At 73.7% G+C, this 17108-nt stretch carries 23 protein-coding genes; 15 read left to right on the top strand and 8 right to left on the bottom strand.

The annotated features are described in order from the left end of the window. Positions 1-14: 14 nt before the first annotated feature. Positions 15-1031 carry a hypothetical protein gene (locus AB0G63_RS16045; protein ID WP_360750234.1) on the top strand — a complete coding sequence of 339 codons (1017 nt, stop codon included), beginning with the start codon at positions 15-17 and terminating at the stop codon, positions 1029-1031. Between the two features lie 76 nt (positions 1032-1107). On the opposite strand, the gene AB0G63_RS16040 is transcribed toward AB0G63_RS16045, so the two are convergent. Both AB0G63_RS16040 and AB0G63_RS16035 read right to left on the bottom strand, forming a co-directional pair. Further along, on the bottom strand, positions 1108-1536 hold the full coding sequence (locus AB0G63_RS16040; protein ID WP_360750232.1) for a hypothetical protein: 429 nt from the start codon (positions 1534-1536) through the stop codon (positions 1108-1110). A gap of 80 nt (positions 1537-1616) precedes the next feature. Continuing rightward, a complete protein-coding gene (locus AB0G63_RS16035) occupies positions 1617-2285 on the bottom strand; it encodes a helix-turn-helix domain-containing protein (protein ID WP_360750230.1) in 669 nt (222 codons plus the stop codon). 169 nt (positions 2286-2454) lie between these two features. On the opposite strand from AB0G63_RS16035, the gene AB0G63_RS16030 reads away from it, so the two are divergent. Beyond that, complete coding sequence (locus AB0G63_RS16030) at positions 2455-2838, top strand: hypothetical protein (RefSeq protein ID WP_360750228.1); 384 nt, start codon at positions 2455-2457, stop codon at positions 2836-2838. 12 nt (positions 2839-2850) lie between these two features. Here AB0G63_RS16030 and AB0G63_RS16025 read toward each other — a convergent pair whose 3' ends face one another. After that, positions 2851-3753: an AraC family transcriptional regulator gene (locus AB0G63_RS16025; protein ID WP_360750226.1), complete on the bottom strand. Its 903-nt coding sequence runs from the start codon at positions 3751-3753 to the stop codon at positions 2851-2853. A 313-nt stretch (positions 3754-4066) separates the two neighbouring features. Here AB0G63_RS16025 and AB0G63_RS16020 point away from each other — a divergent pair, with 313 nt between their 5' ends. From AB0G63_RS16020 to AB0G63_RS15995, 6 genes are all read left to right on the top strand, one after another. Continuing rightward, positions 4067-4627, top strand: coding sequence for a quercetin 2,3-dioxygenase (locus tag AB0G63_RS16020; RefSeq protein WP_360750224.1), 561 nt, complete (start codon positions 4067-4069; stop codon positions 4625-4627). Positions 4628-4631: 4 nt separating this feature from the next. After that, positions 4632-4787 (top strand): DUF1427 family protein, encoded by a 156-nt coding sequence (locus AB0G63_RS16015; protein WP_360750222.1) that lies wholly within the window; start codon positions 4632-4634, stop codon positions 4785-4787. Positions 4788-4875: 88 nt separating this feature from the next. Then, complete coding sequence (locus AB0G63_RS16010) at positions 4876-5157, top strand: DUF1427 family protein (RefSeq protein ID WP_360750220.1); 282 nt, start codon at positions 4876-4878, stop codon at positions 5155-5157. Next, positions 5147-6112: an amidohydrolase family protein gene (locus tag AB0G63_RS16005; RefSeq protein ID WP_360750218.1), complete on the top strand. Its 966-nt coding sequence runs from the start codon at positions 5147-5149 to the stop codon at positions 6110-6112. Before AB0G63_RS16010 ends, AB0G63_RS16005 begins: the two co-directional genes overlap by 11 nt. Before the next feature lie 16 nt (positions 6113-6128). After that, positions 6129-7061: an alpha/beta hydrolase gene (locus tag AB0G63_RS16000; RefSeq protein ID WP_360750216.1), complete on the top strand. Its 933-nt coding sequence runs from the start codon at positions 6129-6131 to the stop codon at positions 7059-7061. A 189-nt stretch (positions 7062-7250) separates the two neighbouring features. Next, positions 7251-8318 carry an NAD(+)/NADH kinase gene (locus AB0G63_RS15995; protein WP_360750414.1) on the top strand — a complete coding sequence of 356 codons (1068 nt, stop codon included), beginning with the start codon at positions 7251-7253 and terminating at the stop codon, positions 8316-8318. Positions 8319-8357: 39 nt separating this feature from the next. Here the strand turns inward: AB0G63_RS15995 and AB0G63_RS15990 are convergent, their stop codons facing one another. Further along, entirely contained in the window at positions 8358-9383 is a 1026-nt protein-coding gene (locus AB0G63_RS15990) for an NAD(P)-dependent alcohol dehydrogenase (RefSeq protein ID WP_360750214.1), read from the bottom strand. A gap of 144 nt (positions 9384-9527) precedes the next feature. After that, entirely contained in the window at positions 9528-9932 is a 405-nt protein-coding gene (locus tag AB0G63_RS15985) for a DUF302 domain-containing protein (RefSeq protein ID WP_360750212.1), read from the bottom strand. A 174-nt stretch (positions 9933-10106) separates the two neighbouring features. Between AB0G63_RS15985 and AB0G63_RS15980 the strand changes: the two genes are divergently transcribed. The 3 genes from AB0G63_RS15980 to AB0G63_RS15970 all read left to right on the top strand — a co-directional run bounded on the left by AB0G63_RS15980 (position 10107) and on the right by AB0G63_RS15970 (position 12675). Further along, positions 10107-11474, top strand: coding sequence for an MBL fold metallo-hydrolase (locus AB0G63_RS15980; RefSeq protein WP_360750210.1), 1368 nt, complete (start codon positions 10107-10109; stop codon positions 11472-11474). Between the two features lie 71 nt (positions 11475-11545). Further along, positions 11546-11932: a rhodanese-like domain-containing protein gene (locus tag AB0G63_RS15975; protein WP_360750208.1), complete on the top strand. Its 387-nt coding sequence runs from the start codon at positions 11546-11548 to the stop codon at positions 11930-11932. Continuing rightward, positions 11929-12675: a sulfite exporter TauE/SafE family protein gene (locus AB0G63_RS15970; RefSeq protein WP_360750206.1), complete on the top strand. Its 747-nt coding sequence runs from the start codon at positions 11929-11931 to the stop codon at positions 12673-12675. Before AB0G63_RS15975 ends, AB0G63_RS15970 begins: the two co-directional genes overlap by 4 nt. A gap of 63 nt (positions 12676-12738) precedes the next feature. On the opposite strand, the gene AB0G63_RS15965 is transcribed toward AB0G63_RS15970, so the two are convergent. Then, positions 12739-13026, bottom strand: a complete 288-nt coding sequence (locus AB0G63_RS15965) for a metal-sensitive transcriptional regulator (RefSeq protein ID WP_324786053.1) — start codon at positions 13024-13026, stop codon at positions 12739-12741. Between the two features lie 83 nt (positions 13027-13109). On the opposite strand from AB0G63_RS15965, the gene AB0G63_RS15960 reads away from it, so the two are divergent. Beyond that, a complete protein-coding gene (locus tag AB0G63_RS15960) occupies positions 13110-13697 on the top strand; it encodes a rhodanese-like domain-containing protein (protein ID WP_360750204.1) in 588 nt (195 codons plus the stop codon). A gap of 94 nt (positions 13698-13791) precedes the next feature. On the opposite strand, the gene trxA is transcribed toward AB0G63_RS15960, so the two are convergent. Both trxA and AB0G63_RS15950 read right to left on the bottom strand, forming a co-directional pair. Continuing rightward, entirely contained in the window at positions 13792-14160 is a 369-nt protein-coding gene (trxA, locus tag AB0G63_RS15955) for a thioredoxin (protein WP_360750202.1), read from the bottom strand. Between the two features lie 79 nt (positions 14161-14239). Then, on the bottom strand, positions 14240-14692 hold the full coding sequence (locus tag AB0G63_RS15950; RefSeq protein WP_360750200.1) for an OsmC family protein: 453 nt from the start codon (positions 14690-14692) through the stop codon (positions 14240-14242). Positions 14693-14967: 275 nt separating this feature from the next. On the opposite strand from AB0G63_RS15950, the gene AB0G63_RS15945 reads away from it, so the two are divergent. From AB0G63_RS15945 to AB0G63_RS15935, 3 genes are read left to right on the top strand one after another with little or no spacing between them, the layout of a single operon-like run. Beyond that, on the top strand, positions 14968-16206 hold the full coding sequence (locus tag AB0G63_RS15945) for an FAD/NAD(P)-binding oxidoreductase (protein WP_360750198.1): 1239 nt from the start codon (positions 14968-14970) through the stop codon (positions 16204-16206). A 16-nt stretch (positions 16207-16222) separates the two neighbouring features. Next, positions 16223-16540 (top strand): TusE/DsrC/DsvC family sulfur relay protein, encoded by a 318-nt coding sequence (locus AB0G63_RS15940; RefSeq protein WP_360750196.1) that lies wholly within the window; start codon positions 16223-16225, stop codon positions 16538-16540. 13 nt (positions 16541-16553) lie between these two features. Continuing rightward, a complete protein-coding gene (locus tag AB0G63_RS15935; RefSeq protein WP_360750194.1) occupies positions 16554-17027 on the top strand; it encodes a DsrE/DsrF/DrsH-like family protein in 474 nt (157 codons plus the stop codon). The last annotated feature ends 81 nt before the right edge of the window (positions 17028-17108 follow it).

The following is a 17108-nucleotide window of genomic DNA, read 5'->3' as shown; positions in this document are numbered from 1 at the left end:
AGGGAGGAGACACCGTGCGCACCCAAGTCCTGGACGGCGCTGCCCTGGAGGCGCTGCTGGCGGCCGCCGTGGCGGCGCCGTCGATCCACAACACCCAGCCCTGGCGCTTCCGGCTGGACCCGGACAACCGGGCGCTGGAGGTCCGCCCGGCGCCGGAGCGGTCACTGCCGCTGGTCGACCCCTTCCGGCGTGCCCAGTACCTGTCGGTGGGCGCGGCCGTGTTCAACCTCCGCCTCGCGGCAGCCCACATGGGCTGGCAACCGCGGGTGCGGCTGCTGCCGGACCCGGCCGACCCCGCGCTGCTGGCCGTCGTCCAGCTGGCCGGCCCGTTCGACGAGGACGGCTACCGCGTTCCCGAACCCGACCTTTACGACGCCATCGCGCGGCGGCACACCAGCCGGATGCCGTTCACCGGCCGCCCGGTGCCCGAACCGGTCGTCGCGGAGATGAGCGCGGCGGCGCACGCCGAGGGCGCCCGGCTGCACCTGCCGGACATCGCCGGAACCCGGCGGCTGCTGCGCCTGACCGCCGCCGCCGAGGCCCGCAACCACACCAACCCGCTGCGCACGGCCGAGAGCCGCGCCTGGATCACCGCCCCGGGAGCGGCCACCCCGTACGGCATACCGGCCACGGCCCTCGGCCCGCGGGACGCGGCCGGACGGGTGCCGATGCGGGACTTCACGGGACCGCTGCCGCCCGCTCTGCGTCTGCCCGCCCAGCGCTTCGAACGCCACACCCACTTCGCCCTGTTGTGGACCACCCACGACCGGCGCGAGAACTGGTTGCGAGCCGGTCAGGCCCTGCAGCGCGTGCTGCTCACCGCGACCGCGCACGGGGTGCGCACCTCGCTCCTGCACCAGGCGATGGAGTGGCCGGACCTGCGGGCGGCCAGCGGCCCGGCGTGGCGTCGGTGCCACCCACAGGTGGTGATCCGCTTCGGCTACGGCCCCGACGGCGCCCGCACCCCCCGCGCGGCCGGGCGCGCCGCCTACGGGGCCGGGCCGGACGGAGCCGACGCCCCGAACGCGTGACGCACCACCGGGCGGTGCCGCCTGGCGGTGCCGCCGGGCCGGGCTGCGGTGCCGGGCCCGGCTCATCGGCCCGCGGTCAGGCCGCGAGGAGGCTGACGCCCAGCACGAGCAGGGCGATCACCTTGACCAATTCCACGGCCACGTAAGCGAGATGACCACGTGAGCGGGGCAGCTCCTCCCCGGCCAGGACGCGGTCGGAACGGCGGTTGAGACGGGGGCGGATCACGGCCAGCTGGCCGGCGAGCGAGGCGGTCACGACGACGGTCAGCGCGACGACCGACGCCGTCGGGTCTCCCACGGCGACCGCGACGATCACCGCGACGGCCAGTACGGCCTCGACGGAGTTCAGCGCCCGGAACACCAGCCGGCCGATGCCCAGCCCGAGGGGGACGGTCACGCCGGGGGCGCGGAACTTCAGCGGCGCCTCCAGGAAGGAGATCGCGAGCACCATACCGAGCCAGACGAAGGTGACTGCCCCCGCAGCGGCGGCTGACGTGGTGTTCATCGAGGTGCTGCCTTTCTCGTGCGGCTCACGGATATCAGGAGTCTCAGAAGTCAGGGGGGGAGGAGGTGGCGAGCGCGCCGTCAGACCGGCGCGGTCCGGAGATGGGCGACGCACGAGTCGGGGGTGGCGAACGGCTCCAGCCGGGCCGCGTCCAGCGGGGCGCGCAGTCCGGCCAACGCCCCCTGCATCAGGCCGAGATGGAGCGGGCACACCAACTGCCCGTACTCCTCGGCCAGTTCGAGGAAGGGGCAGTGCCGCAGCCGGATGCGCTCCGGCGCCGCGGCACCCTCTTCCCCGTGTTCGGCGGTGGGGGCGAACCCGAGGTCGTCCAGCAGAGCGACGAGTCCGTCGGCGGCCTGCCCAGCGGTCGGCGGCCGGAGCGGCGGTGCCGGATCGACCAGGAAGGCGCCCCACGCCCGGCCGGCCTCCGTGGCGGCCCGGTGCGCATCCGGCCCGGTGGACGCCAGCTGACTGAGCAGCATCTGTGCCAGGAGCCGGTAGCCGCGCGTGCCTCCCCGGTGCATGCCCGGCTCCGCGGCGTAGACGGTCCTGGGCCGTCCGCGGCCCGACGGCTCCTCGGTACGCCGCTGCACCATGCCCTCGCTCACCAGGGCGTCCAGGTGGAAGCGCACGGTGTTGGGGTGCACCCGCATCCGCTCGGCCACGTCCGTGACGCCCAGCGGTGCCGCGGCGGCCCGCAACAACTCCAGCACCTCGCGACGGCGAGGGCTCTCCCGCCCGGTGGACATGTCGCTCCGGCCTCCCTGCACCCGCGTCCGTTCCCGCTCTCGGCCTCTGGCCCCTGGTCCTGGCCTCTGGCCCCTGGTCCTGGTCCTGGTCCTGGTCCTGGTCCTGGAATTTTTCCAAATGGTACCTGTAATAATCAGTGCCGGAAGACCCGGCCCCACAAGGAGTCCCATGCCATCCGAGCCACTCCCGCAGATCCTGTGCGACGCCCGCGCGCTCACCGGCCGGCCGGCCGCGTCCGTCGAGGTGGCCTGGAAGCTGGCGGAGAGCGGGCGCCAACTCGACGCCAATCTCGTACGGCTGCCGCCGGGCGAGCGCATCGCCACCCACACCGAACCCGACCTGGACGTGCTGGTCACGGTCGTCGCCGGCTCCGGAACGGTCGACACCCCGGCCGGCGGCGGGCCCCAGGACCTGGCCCCGGGCACCGTGCTGTGGCTGCCCCACGGGTCCACCCGCAGCCTGACCGCGGGGGAGCAGGGCATCGCCTACTTCACCGTCCACAGCCGCCGCCCCGGAATGCAGATCCGCCCCCGGCCTGCCGCGACGCCGTAATGCCCGGCGGCCTCAGGGGCGCGTCACGGAGCGGAATTCGGTCGGGGTCATGCCGGTGCGGTGGCGGAAGAAGGCGCTGAAGGCCGTGGCGTGGGAGAAGCCGATGCTTTCGCCGATCACGGCGGTCGGCAGGGGGGTGTGGATGAGGAGACGTTTGGCCTCCAGCAGCACCCGGTCGTCGATGTACCGCTTGGCGCCGCAGCCGAGGGCGGCGCGCGTGGCCCGGGTGAGGGTACGGGGGCTGTACCCCAGGCGGGCGGCGTAGTCCTCGACCCGGTGGGTGCGGCGGAAGCCCTCCTCCACGGCCCGGCGGAACCGCTGGAAGGGCTCGTCGCCGGTGCGTGTCGCGCGCAGCGGGTCGGCCAGGTGGACGAGCCGGATGAGGATCACGGACAGCAGGTCGCGCAGCGTCTCCACGTACGCCTCCAGCGGCAGGTCGCTCAGCGCGGCGTGCTCGTCGGTCAGCGTGTCGAGCAGCCGCAGCAGGGCCGCCTGGCGTTCCTCGCCCGGCGTGATCAGCCGGTGCGGGACGTGCTCGCCGTCCCGGATCAGCGCATCGGTGGCCGAGCTGGGGAAGCCCGGCGGGACGACCAGCACCGTGCCGTCGCCGCCCTCGTGTCCCGAGGGGAAGTGGATCACCTGGCCCGGCCACACCCACAGCCAGTCCCCGGCGGTCAGGCGGTAGGCGGTGAAGTCCACGGAGCACTCCAGCCGGCCGCGGCGCAGCGCGATCAGCAGGTGGAAACCCGGACGCGCGGGCATCGTGAGCGGCAGCCGCCGCTCCCGGGCGCGCTCGGCCAGTCCCGGCAGGTCGAGGACCTCCAGGCCGGGCGGCCGGCCCGGACTCGGACGGTACGGCACGGCCGGGATGGCCGCCGCCCCGCCCTGCGCCGGGATCTGTCCGTTTTTCTTCATCGCGTGGCCGAGTGTATGCCGGGGGTCCCGCGCTGCCGGACCTAGGTTGTGCAGGAGCCGCAAGGGCCGCCCCCGCCGCCGGAGGAGCCACCCGCACCCCGCCGTCCCCGGAAACGCAGCCCGGAAACGCAGCCCGGACACCCCGGCCCGCACACCCGGTCCGTGCACCGCACCCGAACACCCGCAGGGAGCCGCCGACACCCCCAGGGAGCCGCCGACACCCGCAGGGAGCCGCCGACCAGGAGCCGCCCGCCGGTGGCCGCCGGCCGGGGTGGGCGCCGCCCGCACCGGGTCCCGATCAGAGAGGATCGCCGTGACCATCGAGTTCGCCACCCGCTACCGCAGCCGATCGCGCATTCCGGCCGAGCCCGGCAAGCCGTACTTCGTCGAGAAGGGCATGGGCGACCGCGCCCACCTCTTCACCGACCTCTTCACCGTCTACGCCGGCGGTGAGCAGACCGAGAACACCTTCAACTTCTTCACCTGCGAGGGGCCCAAGGGCGACCTGATCCCCGCCCACTCCCACCCGGACACCTACGAGGTCTTCTACATCACCGACGGCGCCGTACGCCTGTTCGTGGAGGACCTGGAGGGCGAGCAGCACGAGAAGCTGCTCACGGCCGGTGACTTCGGTTTCGTGCCCAAGAACTGCCCACACGCCTACCGCATCGAGCGCCACCACAGCCGTATCGTCGGCGTCGCCGCGGGCCCGAGCGGCACCTTCGAGCGGTTCTTCGAGAGCCTCGGCACCCCCACCGAGGAACTGGGCCTGCCGCAGCGGCCGTACGTGCCCGAGCCGCAGAAGTTCGGCACCGTGCCGCAGCGGTACGACGTCACCTTCCTGCCGGATCACCAGTGGCGCACCGGGAGCTGAGCCGATGCCGTATCTGAGGGTCCTGCTGGCCGGCGTCCTGGTCGGCGTGGCCTACGTGGCGGTGCGGGTCAAGTCGCCCGCACCGCCCCCGGTGGCGCTGTTCGGCCTGCTGGGTATGGGGCTCGGCCAGACGGCGCTGGGCGCCCTGTGGGACCGGTGAGAATCCGGTGACCGATATGAGCCCTATCGGCCCTGCGAGTCCTATCAGCCCTATGAGCCCTATGAGTCGTTCGAGTCGTGTGACCCCTGTGAGTTCTGCGAGCGGCGAGCCCGCCGCTCCGCGCGTCTTCCTGCGCCGGGCCGGTCTCTCGTTCGCCGCCGGACTGCTCATGGGCGGGCTGTACCAGGCGCTGGACCTGACCTCGCCGGCCCCGCCGCTGATCGGCCTGACCGGGCTGGCCGGCATCGTGCTCGGCGAACGCGGTGCCACCGCCGTACGCGACCGCCTGATGCGCGTACGCGACCGCCCCACGCGCCGTCCCGCCGCCTCACCCCCCGCCGCAGAAGGAGGAACATCCCGTGTCCCCTGACACCCCCGGCTACCTCGACGTCCACGCCCACTTCGTCACCGACTCCTACGTCCGCCAGGCGCGCGAGGCCGGACACGAGCTGCCCGACGGGGTCCCCGCCTGGCCCGCCTGGTCGGCCGCCGCGCACCTGGAGCTGATGGACCGCTGCGGCATCGAGACGTCGATGCTGTCCGTCTCGTCGCCGGGCGTCCACTTCGGCGACGACGCCGCCGCCCGGCGCCTGGCCCGCGAGGTCAACGAGGCGGGCGCCGACACCGTACGCGAACATCCGGGCCGCTTCGGCCTGTTCGCCTCCCTGCCGCTGCCGGACGTCGACGGCGCCCTGGCGGAGATCGCCCACGCCTACGACACCCTGGGCGCCGACGGCGTGGTCCTGGAGTCCCACACGCACGGCACCTACCTCGGCAACCCGGACCTGGAGCCGGTGTGGGCCGAGCTGGACCGGCGGGGCGCGGTCGTCTTCCTGCACCCGACCTCGCCGGTGTGCTGGGAGCGGTCCGCCCTGGGACGTCCCCGCCCCATGGTCGAGTTCATCTTCGACACCGCCCGCACCGTCACCGACCTGCTGATGTCCGGCACCCTGCGGCGCCACCGCGACCTGACGGTGATCGTGCCGCACTGCGGCGGCGCGCTGCCCGTGCTGGCGGACCGCATCAACGGGTTCATGAAGATGTTCATGCCCGCCGGCGACCGGGCGCCCGACGCCGTGGCCGAACTCGGGCGCCTCTACTACGACCTCGCCGGGCCGGCCCTGCCGCGCCAGCTGCCCGCCCTGCTGAACCTCGTCGCCCCCGACCGGCTGCTGTACGGCAGCGACCACTGCTGGACCCCCGCCGCCGGAGTGGAGGCCCATGTCGCCGCCCTCGACGCCGCGCCCGCGCCCGACGGCGCCGCGAGCTGGCGCCACCTCACCACCGCCAACGCGCGCCGCGTCCTGCCGCGCCCGGCCCGCTGACGGACGGACCACCACGATGACCCACCCGGCACCCGCGCCGTTCCCCTTCCACCTGCTCGCGCCGCCCGACCCGCTGGCCCTGCCGCTGCCGCCCGCGGCGCGTCCCGCCGACGGCGTGCGGCTGCTGCGCGGCGCCGTCTACGCGGTCCCCGACGGCAGCCGCCCGCTCACCGTCGACCTGTGGCTCCCCGGCAGTGCCGCCGGACCGGTCCCGCTGATCGTCTTCGTCCACGGCGGCGCCTGGCGCACGGGCCTGCGTGACGACCTCGGCCCCCGTTTCCGCCACTGGCGGCCGGGCCCCTTCGCCCGGCTGGCCCGGGCCGGTCTCGCCGTGGCCTGCCCCGACTACCGCCTCACCGGCGAGGCGGTCCACCCGGCCCAGACCGACGACCTGGCCACCGCGCTCGCCTGGCTGCACGGCCGGGCCGGCGACCTCGGCGTGGACACCTCGCGCACGGTGCTGTGGGGGGAGTCCGCCGGCGGGCACCTGGCCGCGCTGACCGCGCTCACCCAGCACACCCGCCCCGGCACGGCCACCGTCACCGGCTGCGTGACCTGGTACGCGCCCACCGACCTGGCGAGCCTCGCCGAGGACTGCCCGCCCGGCCGGTTCGACGCCCACGACCCGGCCACCTTCGAGGCGCTGCTGCTCGGCGGCCCGCCCGCCGAACGGCCCGACGCGGCCCGCGACGCCAGCCCCGTCGGCCGGGTGGGTCCGCAGGCGCCGCCGTTCCTCCTGCTGCACGGCGCCGACGACACGATCGTCCCCGCCCGCCAGTCCGTCCGCCTCGCCGACGCCCTGCGCCGCTCCGGCCACCACCCCGACCTGCGGCTCCTGTCCGGAGCCGACCACCTGTGGGTGGGCCTGTCCGAGGAGGGGGTCGAAGAGTGCTTCACCCGCACCGCGGACTTCGCCCGGGCGTGCGCGAAGAACGGCGGGAGGGGCTGAGGGAGGCGCCGGGAAAACGGGCTGAGGACGCGGCCCGGCTCCGGTTCCCGCGCCGGCCGGGGCAGGTACCGGGTGACCAGGTACCGGTACACGGCGGAACAAACCGGTACGAGTCGGTGCGGCGTGGGTACCGGGCCCGTACGGGGTCGGTGTCCCGGTGGCCGCGACGTCCTGGAGGCAGACGTGCACGTGACAGTGAGCCGGCTCGGTCTGGTCGTGCACAGCGGGCGCCCGGCGGCGGTGGAGGCGGCCGGTGTGGTCCGGGGGTGGTGCGAGGAGCACGCGGTGCGCTGCACCGACATCGACGTCTGGCGGGACGGCGGGCGGCGCAGCGCCCGCGACGAGGTCGAGGCCGCGGGCGACCCCGACCTCATCGTCACCCTGGGCGGCGACGGCACGTTCCTGCGCGGTGCCCGGCTCGCCGCCGAGAACGACGCCCTGGTCCTGGGGGTCGACCTGGGCCGGCTCGGTTTCCTGACGGAGGTGCCTGCCGCCGGGGTGCGTACCGCACTGGACACGGTGCGCGAGGGACGGCTGCGGATCGACAGCCGGATGCTGCTCACCCTGCGTGCCTCCCGGCGCCTGGAGGTGCCGCCGGGAGTGGACGCGCTGGTCCGCTACGGCAGGGGACCGCTGCTGCCGCCTCCCCCAGTGCGCGCCGAGTGCGCGGCCGACGACGAGTGGGGCATCCCGCTGCACGTCACCGCGCTCAACGACATCGTCCTGGAGAAGCTGGCCCGCGACCGCCAGGTCTCGGTCGGCGTCTACATCTCCGGCAGGCTCCTCGCGTCCTACTCGGCCGACGCGGTGCTGGTCGCCACCCCGACCGGGTCCACCGCCTACAGCTTCGCCGCCGGCGGGCCCGTCGTCTCGCCGCGCGCGGAGGCCCTCGTCTTCACCCCGGTCGCCCCGCACATGATGTTCGACCGGTCGGTCGTCACCGCGCCCGACGAACCCATCGGGCTGCGGGTCCTCGAGCGGTCGGGTCAGGCCGCGGTCAGCATCGACGGCCAGCTGCGCGGCGTGCTCGACCCGGGCGACTGGATCGGCGTGTACGCGGCCCCGCGCCGGCTGCGGGCCGTCCGGCTGGGCCCGATGGACTTCTACGGCCGTCTGCGCGAGCGGATGAACCTGACCGACGCGCCGGCCGCGGTCGCCTACGGTTCCCCGGCGCCGCTGTGGTCGATGACGACGCCGCCACCCGGCGACCTCGCCCACCTGGCCCTGCTGACGACGGAAGGCCCGCCCCGGCACTGAACGGCCACCGGGCCGACGCGCCCCGCCTCCGGGCGCGGGTCAGGGCACCAGGATCGCGCGTCCGCGGACCCGGCCCGCGTCGAGGTCGTCCAGGGCGTCCTGGAAGCGGTCGAGCGGGTACTCGGTGGTGTGCAGCCGGACCCGGCCCCGCGCGGCGAGCGCCATCAGCTCGCACAGGTCGCTGTAGGAGCCGACGAGGTTGCCGATGAAGCTGATCTCGGCCGAGACGATGTCGATGGTCGGGACGTCGAGGTTCTCCCCGTACCCGACCACGTGGTAGTCGCCCGCGCGGCGCAGCATGCGCACCCCGTCCCGGGTCGCGCCGCCCTCGCCGACGAAGTCGACGACGGTCTCGGCACCCCTGCCGCCCGTCAGCTCCAGGACGTCCTCCACCTGCCGTCCTCCGGCGAGCACGGTGTGGTCGGCGCCGACGGACCCGGCCAGCTCCAGCGCCTCCGGACTGCGGTCCACGACGACGATCTCGGCCGCCGTGAGGGCCTTGAGCACCTGGACGCCGATGTGTCCGAGCCCGCCGGCGCCGATGACCACGCACCGGTCGCCCGGCCGCAGCCGCCGGGCCGCCCTGGCGGCGGCGTGATAGGCAGTCAGGCCCGCGTCGGCGAGGGCCGCGACGCCGGCCGGCTCCAGGGATTCGTCGAGGCGCACGACGCTGCGGGCGGAGGTCCGCAGGTACTCGGCGTAGCCGCCGTCCGCGTCGATGCCGGGGAAGGCGCTCTGCTCGCAGTGCACGTCGTCGCCCCGCCGGCACGCCGGGCACAGCCCGCAGGTGATCAGCGGATGCAGGATGACCTTGTCGCCCTCGGCGACGTTCGTGACGGCGTCGCCGACCGCGTGCACCCAGCCGGCGTTCTCGTGTCCGATCGTGCAGGGCAGCGTCACACCGGACTTCTCGGCCCACTGCCCTTCGAGGATGTGGAGGTCCGTACGGCACACGCCCGCGCCGCCGATCCGGACGATGACGTCGTGCGGGCCGGTGACCTCGGGAGGGGGGACGTCGGTCATCTCGGGGGCGCGGCCGTAGCCGACGACCTGGACTGCCTTCATCGGACGTTCTCCTTCTCGGGGGGCGCGGCCCGGCCGGTCGCGGACTTCCGCCGGTCGCGGGCTTCCACCGGTCGCGGACCTCCGCCGGCCGCGGGCTTCCGCCCGCCGCGGACTTCCGCCGTCCGCGGACTCCGGCCGTCCGCGTCAGCTCTCCGCTTCCGCCGCGGTGAGGGCGGCGAGGGCGGCGTCCAGGCGGCTGGTGGCCTCCTCGGCCACGGGGCGCAGGGCGTCGAGTTCGGTGAGGGCGACCATGGTGCCCGGGTCCAGGGCCTGCACGGCGGTGCGGTCGCCGTCGCGGCGGACGACGACGTTGCAGGGCAGCAGCAGGCCGATGCTGCGGTCGGTGTCCAGGGCGCGGTGGGCGAGGCCGGGGTTGCAGGCGCCGAGGATGACGTAGTCCTCCATGTCATGGTCGAGCTTGGCCTTGAGAGTGGCGGTGACGTCGATCTCGGTGAGGATGCCGAAGCCCTGCGCGGCGAGGGCGTCGCGGGTGCGGGCGACGGCGGTGGCGAAGTCGGTGTCGAGGTGCACGGTGCGGTCGTAGCGCATGGTGTCGGCCTTTCTCGTCGGCGTGCCCGCGGGACGGGTGTCCTGCCGTGAGCGAGGTACTCGTGGAGTGTTTCCCCCGTTTTTCCCGTCCTTGGAAATACCCCAGGGGGTACTCGTGTTACCTTCGTATGCATACCCCCCGGGGTAAGTGAATCACTCGAAGGGAGTACTTTCGTGTTCTTCGTCGACACGATCGAGCTGTCCGGGCTCGGCAACCGCAGCTACCTCGCGGGCGGCGAGCGGACGGCCGTTGCGGTCGACCCGCCGCGCGACATCGACCAGGTGATCGCGGCGGCGGCCCGGCGCGGGGTGCGCATCGCGTACGTCGTCGAGACGCACGTGCACAACGACTACGTCACCGGCGGCCTGGAGCTGGCCCGGATCACCGGCGCCTCCTACCTCGTGCCCGCCGACGCCCGCGTCTCCTTCGAGCGCGTACCGGTGCGCGACGGCGACCTCGCCGACATCGACCCCGGCGCCGGCCTGGTGCTGCGCGCCCTGGCGACGCCCGGCCACACCCCGCACCACACCTCCTACGTGCTGGAGGAGAACGGCACGGCCGTCGCGGTGTTCACCGGCGGCTCGCTGCTGATCGGCACGGTGGGCCGGCCCGACCTCGTCGAGCCGCGGCTGACCGAGCACCTCGCCCGGGCCCAGCACGCCTCCGCGCACCGGCTGGCCGCCGAGCTGCCGGAGGAGACGGCCGTGCTCCCCACGCACGGATTCGGCAGCTTCTGCTCCTCCTCCCAGGCGGAGGGCAGCTCCACGACCATCGGCAAGGAGAAGGCCACCAACGAGGCCCTCACCCGGGACGTGGACACCTTCGTCGCCGACCTGCTGGCCGGCCTGGACGACATCCCCGCCTACTACACGCACATGGGGCCGGCCAACGCCGCCGGCCCCGCGCACGTGGACCTCACCCCGCCCGCCGTCGCCGACGCCGGGGAGATCGCCGCCCGACTGGCCGCCGGGGAGTGGGTGGTCGACCTGCGCAACCGCGTCGCCTTCGCCGCGGGGCACGTCTCCGGGTCGTTCAACTTCGAGGCCGAGGGGCAGCTCGCCACCTACCTCGCCTGGCTGATCCCGTGGGGCAAGCCGGTCACCCTGCTCGCCGAGTCGCCGGAGCAGCTCGCCGCCGCCCAGCGCGAACTGGTGCGGGTGGGCATCGACCGCCCGGCCGCCGCGGCCACCGGCGGTCCCGCGGACTGGTTGCCCGAGGGCGAGACGCCGGCCTCCTTCCGCCGCGCCGTGTTCGCCGACCTGGCCGCCCGCCATCCGGCCGGGGGCGTCGTCGTGCTCGACGTCCGCCGGGACTCGGAGCGCGCGGGCGGCTACATCGAGGGGTCGGTGCACATCCCGGTCCACACCCTGCACCGGCGCGTCGACGAGGTGCCCGAGGGCGAGGTCTGGGTGCACTGCGCGGGCGGCATGCGCGCCGCGGTCGCCGCTTCCCTGCTGGACGCCGTCGGCCGCGACGTCGTCGCGGTGGACGACTCCTTCGACGCGGCCGAGAAGGCAGGGCTGGTGCTGCGCACCGGCTGACGGCGCCGGGACGCCGCAGCGGGCCGGGCCGGCCCTTCGTACAGATCCGGAGACAGGAGTCAGACACCGAGATGAGCATCTTCCGACGCAGCAAGGGCGGTCCGGGCCGCGTGACCGTGCGGGAGGCCGCCGGGCGTACCGGCCACGGCGACTCCGCCGAGCGCGGCGACGTCGTGCTGCTCGACGTCCGCGAGCCCCACGAATGGCAGGCGGGACACGCCCCCCACGCCGTCCACCTGCCACTGTCCGCGCTGACCGCGGGTGCGGGGCTGCCCGCGCGGGCGCAGGCCCGGCCGCTGATCGTGATCTGCCGCTCGGGCAACCGCTCCCGGCGGGCCGCCGAACTGCTGGCCGCCCGCGGCGCGGAGGCCGTGGACATCGTCGGCGGCATGCAGGACTGGGCCGGGGCCGGGCTGCCGGTGGTGGACTCGCGCGGCAAGGCGGGCACCGTCGCGTGAGTGCTGTGATACTCGCCCTGGCCGCCGGTGCCGTCATCGGCCTGGCGCTGGGCGCTCTCGGGGGCGGCGGCAGCGTCCTCGCCGTCCCCGCCCTGATCTACCTGCTCGGATTCACCCCGGTCGCGGCGACCACCGCGAGCCTGGTCATCGTCACGATCACCTCCGTCACCGCGCTGTCCGCGCACGCCCGCGACGGCAACGTCCGGTGGCGTACGGGGCTGCTGTTCGCGGCGGCCGGGATCGGCCCGGCGATGCTCGGCGGAGCGCTCGCCGACCGCATTCCGGAGCCCGTGCTCACGGCGGCCTTCGGCGTGGTGGCCGCGGGCGCCGCGGTCCGCATGCTGCGGCCCGCCAAGGCGACGGGCACCGGCACGCACGTCCGTCCCGGCCGGGCCGCGGCAGCCGGCGCCGGGCTCGGCGCGGTCACCGGCGTCCTCGGTGTCGGCGGGGGTTTTCTCGCCGTACCGGCGCTGGTGGGCGTGCTCGGGATGCGGATGCGCAACGCGGTGGGCACCAGCCTGCTGGTCATCACCGTCAACTCGCTCGCGGCGCTGGCGACGCGCGCCGGCACGGTCGACACGCTCGACTGGGCGGTCGTAAGTCCGTTCGTCGGGGCTGCGATCCTCGGCGCGTGGGACGGCAAGCGGCTGGCCGGGAAGGTCTCCGGGCCCGCGCTGCAACGGATCTTCGCCGTGGTGCTGCTGGCCGTGGGCGGCTTCATGCTGATCGACGCGATGCTGTGATGCGTTCTCCGCTTCGGCTTCCGCTTCGGCTTCCGCTTCGCGTTTCGCCCGCCCGGCCGGTCCCTACGCCAGGGACAGGAACAGCTTCTCCAGCCGGGTGCGGATCTCCTCGGTGCCGACACCGTCCGTGCGGCCGGACCCGATGCCCGCCATGCACTGCTGCAGACCGGTCGCGACGATCGCGAACCCGGCCCGGTCCAGCGCCCGGGACGCGGCGGCGAGCTGCGTGATCACGTCCTCGCAGTCACGGCCCTCCTCGAGCATCCGGATCACGCCGGAGATCTGACCCTGCGCCCGGCGCAGCCGGTTCAGCACGGCCTTCAGGTCCGCGGCCTCGAGCTCCAGTTCCATGACCCACACTCCTCACAGCAATACCCCTAGGGGTACTGTACGTCCCGGTTCGGGACATGTCGACCATAAGGATCACTTCTGCCATGAGTACTCCCATCCCCGTCACCCTCGGCGCCGACCAGGCGCGCAGCCGGCTGCACGAGTTCACCGTCATCGACGTGCGGACCCCCGGCGAGTACGCCTCCGGTCACCTTCCGGGCGCCGTGAACATCCCCCTGGACCACATCCGGCGGGCGCTGCCGGAGATCCGCCACGCCGCCGAGCAGGGCGACGTCCTGGTGGTGTGCGCCTCCGGCGCCCGCTCGGAGAACGCCTGCAAGCTGCTGGCCGCCGAGGGCATCGTCACCGCCACCCTCGCGGGCGGCACCGGCGCCTGGGCCTCCGAGGGGAACGACCTGCAGCGCCCGGTCGCCTGCGACACGCGCGCCTCCTGGAGCATGGAGCGGCAGGTGCGCTTCACCGCCGGCACCGTGGTCCTGCTCGGGCTCCTGCTCGGCGTGCTGGTGCACCCGGCCTTCCTGCTCCTCTCCGCCGGCATAGCGGGCGGCCTGGTCTTCTCCGCCCTGACGAACACCTGCGGCATGGCGGTCATGCTGGCCAAGCTGCCCCACAACCGCCCCCGCACCGCCGACCTCGACACCGCGCTGGCGGCCCTGCGCAGCAAGCGCTGAGCCCCGCACGCGAAAGAGCGCTGAGCCCCGCGCACGGAAAGGGCGCCCGCACCGGTCATCGGTGCGGGCGCCCCGTCATGCCGGGCCGTGGCCGTCAGCCGCGCCGGGCCGAACCCGCCGCCTGCCGGCGCACGTCGTCCATGTCGACGGCACGGATCTTGCCGATCAGTTCCTCCAGGGCCTGCGGCGGCATGGCGCCGGGCTGCGCGTACAGCACGGTGCGGTCCCGGATCGCCATCAGGGTGGGGATCGAGGAGATCTGGAAGGCGCCGGCGAGTTCCGGCTGCGCCTCGGTGTCGACCTTGCCGAACACGATGTCCGGGTGGCGTTCGGCGGCCTTCTCGAAGACGGGGGCGAACATCCGGCACGGTCCGCACCAGGCGGCCCAGAAATCGATCAGCACGATCTCCGAACCGGTGACGGTCTCCTCGAAGTTGTCCTTGGTCAGTTCGACGGTCGGCATGGGCTCCGCGCTCCTCTCGTATACCCAGTGGGGTATCTGGTCCAACAGGCGCCCGGCTGGATTTGTTCCAGTGCCCCGGTCACGCCTCCAGCTCGATGTCGACCGCGGGTGTGTGGTGCAGGGTGTTGTGCACCGTGCAGTGCGAGGCGACGGCCAGCAGGGCGTCGCGGCGCTGCTCGGGCAGCTCCGGCGGCGGGACGACCACCACGCGCAGCGAGGCGACGCGGGCCGGGCGGTCGGTGGCCATGGTGAACTCGGTGCGCACCCGCAGCCCGGCGCGGGGCAGGCCGTGGCGGTGGAGGTAGCGGCCCGCGTAGAAGGCGACGCAGGTGGCGAGGGATGCGGCGAACAGTTCCGTCGGCGTGGGCGCGGTGTCCGTGCCGCCCACCGTGACGGGCTGGTCCACCAGGAGCCGGTGGCCGCGGATGTCGACGGCGTAGGCGTCCTGGTCGACGTGGGTGACCTCGAATCGCTGCACGTCGGCCTCGCGCGGCCGGTTCGTGCCGGGGTCCTGTACTGCGGTGCCGGTCATGGCCGGGTCCCTCTCGTTCGCACTCGCTCTCGCTGACGTCTCCAGTCGACCGCGCGCGGGATGCCGGGACGTAGAGACGGACGGGCTGAGGTGGGGACCGTTGGTCCCCCGCGCGACAGGGCCGATATACCCTGGCGGGTATCTCATCAGGGTGTTCGCGGCCGACGCGGGGCTCGACGGTCCGCTATCGGGCCGCGGAACATACCCCGGTGGGTACCCGGCCCGGGACCAGCGGCCCATGCCTGCGCCCCCTTGCCCGGCAGCACTGTGGAGGCATGGGCAAACACATCGTGATTCTCGGCGGCGGCACGGCCGGCACCATGACGGCCAACCGCCTGCGCCGCGCCTACGACGAGAGCGACCTCCGGATCACGGTCGTCGACCAGAACGACGACCACCTCTATCAGCCCGGTCTGCTCTTCGTCCCCTTCGGGCTCGCCCAGCCCCACCACCTCGTCCGGTCCCGCCCGCGGCAGCTGCACGCCGTCGACTACAAGCAGGCGCCGATCGAGCGGGTCGACCTGGACGCCCGCACGGTCCACCTCGACGGCGGCGTCCGGCTGGCCTACGACGTGCTGGTGGTGGCGACCGGAGCCCGGCTGCTGCCGGAGGAGACCGAGGGACTGACCGGCCCCGGCTGGGGCGAGAACGTCTTCACCTTCTACGACCTGGCCGGCGCCACCGGACTGCACCGGGCGCTGGAGCGCTTCGACGGCGGCCGCGTCGTCATCGACGTCGCGGACCTGCCGCTCAAGTGCCCCGTCGCACCGCTGGAGTTCGCCTTCCTCGCCGACTGGTACTTCCAGCGGCGCGGCATGCGCGACGAGGTCCGGCTGACCTACGCCACCCCGCTCGACGCGGCCTTCACCAAGCCGGTCGCGTCGAAGGCGCTGGGCGGACTGCTGGCGGGCAAGGGCATCGAACTGGTCACCGAGTTCACGCTCGGCGAGGTCGACGGCGCGGGCGGCCGGCTGGTCTCCTACGACGAGCGCGAAGTGCCCTTCGACCTGGCGGTCGTCGTCCCGCTGCACGGCGGCGCCGCGTACGTCGGACGTTCCGAGGGCCTGGGCGACGAGCTGGACTTCGTGCCCGTCGATCCGCACACCCTCCAGCACCCGGACCGTCCCGAGGTGTTCGCCATCGGGGACGCGGCGGGTCTGCCGGCGTCCAAGGCCGGATCGGTGGCCCACTTCGAGGGCGAGGTGCTGGTGCGCAACATCAGCCGCTTCCTCGACGGGCAGCCGGTGGACGCCGCCTTCGACGGGCACGCCAACTGTTTCGTGGAGACCGGCTTCCACAAGGCCCTGCTGATCGACTTCAACTACGACACCGAGCCGCTGCCGGGGCACTACCCGGCCGCGCTGGGGCTGCCGCTGCTGAAGGAGTCGCACGCCAACCACCTCGGCAAGCTGGCCTTCGAGTGGCTGTACTGGCACAGCCTCCTGCCGGGCCGGGACCTGCCCGGCATCGGCTCGGCGATGCCCGAGCGCGGCAAGGTCCACCTCCCCGCCTGAGCGAAAGGAAACCGTCATGCCCACCGCCACCTACGACGGCACCGCCGTCCCGGTCGACGACGAAGGCTTCTTCACCGACGCCGGCCGGTGGACCGAGCCGATGGCCGCGCAGATCGCCAGGGAATGCGGCATCGACACCCTGACCGACCAGCACTGGACGGTCATCCGCTTCATGCGCGCCCAGTACGCCGAGAAGGGCACCGGACCCACCGTCCGCGTCCTCGGCAAGACCTCCGGCGTGAGCGTGAAGGAGCTCTACCAGCTCTTCCCCAAGGGCCCGGCGAAGACGGCCGCGAAGATCGCCGGAATCCCCAAGCCGCGCGGCTGCATCTGAGGAGGGGGCAGTCATGGCCGACGTCGCCACGATCGAGAAGGTCTCGATCATCGTCTCCAAGGGTTCCCTGGAGGGCATCTACCCGGCTCTGATCATGGCCAACGGCGCCCGCGCCGAGGGCATCGAGGCCGATCTGTTCTTCACCTTCTTCGGGCTGGACGCCATCACGAAGAAGCGCTGGGAGCACATCAAGCTGGCCACGGTCGGCAACCCGGGCCTGCACCTGCCGACCCTGCTGGGCGGCCTGCCGGGTGTTCCCGACATGGTCACCCGGTACATGGAACGCAAGATGGAGAAGCTCGACATCCCGCCGATCCCCGAGTTCATCGAGATGATCTCCGACACGGGCGCCGGGATCTACGCCTGCAAGGCATCCGTCGACCTGTTCGAGCTGGACAAGGACGACCTGGTGGAGCAGGTCCAGGGCATCATCACGGTCGGCGAGTTCTACGAACACGCGGCCGGCGGGCAGATCATCTACACCTGAGAAGGAAGCGCGAGCGGCACCCGGGGGGGGGGGGGGGGCCCGGGGGGCCGGCGGGGGGCCCGCCCCCGGCGTCGCCGGGGC

It is taken from the genome of Streptomyces sp. NPDC020996, assembly GCF_040641355.1.
Taxonomy (GTDB): Bacteria; Actinomycetota; Actinomycetes; order Streptomycetales; family Streptomycetaceae; genus Streptomyces.
The sequence above is the reverse complement of the archived record's forward strand: the minus strand, read 5'-3'. Positions and strand labels throughout refer to the sequence as shown.

Excerpts from the sequence above, each read along its gene's own strand:
- AB0G63_RS15945 (WP_360750198.1), top strand. The coding sequence starts at position 14,968 with ATGGGCAAACACATCGTGATTCTCGGCGGCGGCACGGCCGGCACCATG.
- AB0G63_RS15965 (WP_324786053.1), bottom strand. The coding sequence starts at position 13,026 with ATGGAACTGGAGCTCGAGGCCGCGGACCTGAAGGCCGTGCTGAACCGG.
- AB0G63_RS16030 (WP_360750228.1), top strand. The coding sequence starts at position 2,455 with ATGCCATCCGAGCCACTCCCGCAGATCCTGTGCGACGCCCGCGCGCTC.
- AB0G63_RS16015 (WP_360750222.1), top strand. The coding sequence starts at position 4,632 with ATGCCGTATCTGAGGGTCCTGCTGGCCGGCGTCCTGGTCGGCGTGGCC.
- trxA (WP_360750202.1), bottom strand. The coding sequence starts at position 14,160 with ATGCCGACCGTCGAACTGACCAAGGACAACTTCGAGGAGACCGTCACC.
- AB0G63_RS15950 (WP_360750200.1), bottom strand. The coding sequence starts at position 14,692 with ATGACCGGCACCGCAGTACAGGACCCCGGCACGAACCGGCCGCGCGAG.
- AB0G63_RS16025 (WP_360750226.1), bottom strand. The coding sequence starts at position 3,753 with ATGAAGAAAAACGGACAGATCCCGGCGCAGGGCGGGGCGGCGGCCATC.
- AB0G63_RS15960 (WP_360750204.1), top strand. The coding sequence starts at position 13,110 with ATGAGTACTCCCATCCCCGTCACCCTCGGCGCCGACCAGGCGCGCAGC.
- AB0G63_RS16035 (WP_360750230.1), bottom strand. The coding sequence starts at position 2,285 with ATGTCCACCGGGCGGGAGAGCCCTCGCCGTCGCGAGGTGCTGGAGTTG.
- AB0G63_RS15990 (WP_360750214.1), bottom strand. The coding sequence starts at position 9,383 with ATGAAGGCAGTCCAGGTCGTCGGCTACGGCCGCGCCCCCGAGATGACC.
- AB0G63_RS16040 (WP_360750232.1), bottom strand. The coding sequence starts at position 1,536 with ATGAACACCACGTCAGCCGCCGCTGCGGGGGCAGTCACCTTCGTCTGG.
- AB0G63_RS15935 (WP_360750194.1), top strand. The coding sequence starts at position 16,554 with ATGGCCGACGTCGCCACGATCGAGAAGGTCTCGATCATCGTCTCCAAG.
- AB0G63_RS16000 (WP_360750216.1), top strand. The coding sequence starts at position 6,129 with ATGACCCACCCGGCACCCGCGCCGTTCCCCTTCCACCTGCTCGCGCCG.
- AB0G63_RS15975 (WP_360750208.1), top strand. The coding sequence starts at position 11,546 with ATGAGCATCTTCCGACGCAGCAAGGGCGGTCCGGGCCGCGTGACCGTG.
- AB0G63_RS15985 (WP_360750212.1), bottom strand. The coding sequence starts at position 9,932 with ATGCGCTACGACCGCACCGTGCACCTCGACACCGACTTCGCCACCGCC.
- AB0G63_RS15940 (WP_360750196.1), top strand. The coding sequence starts at position 16,223 with ATGCCCACCGCCACCTACGACGGCACCGCCGTCCCGGTCGACGACGAA.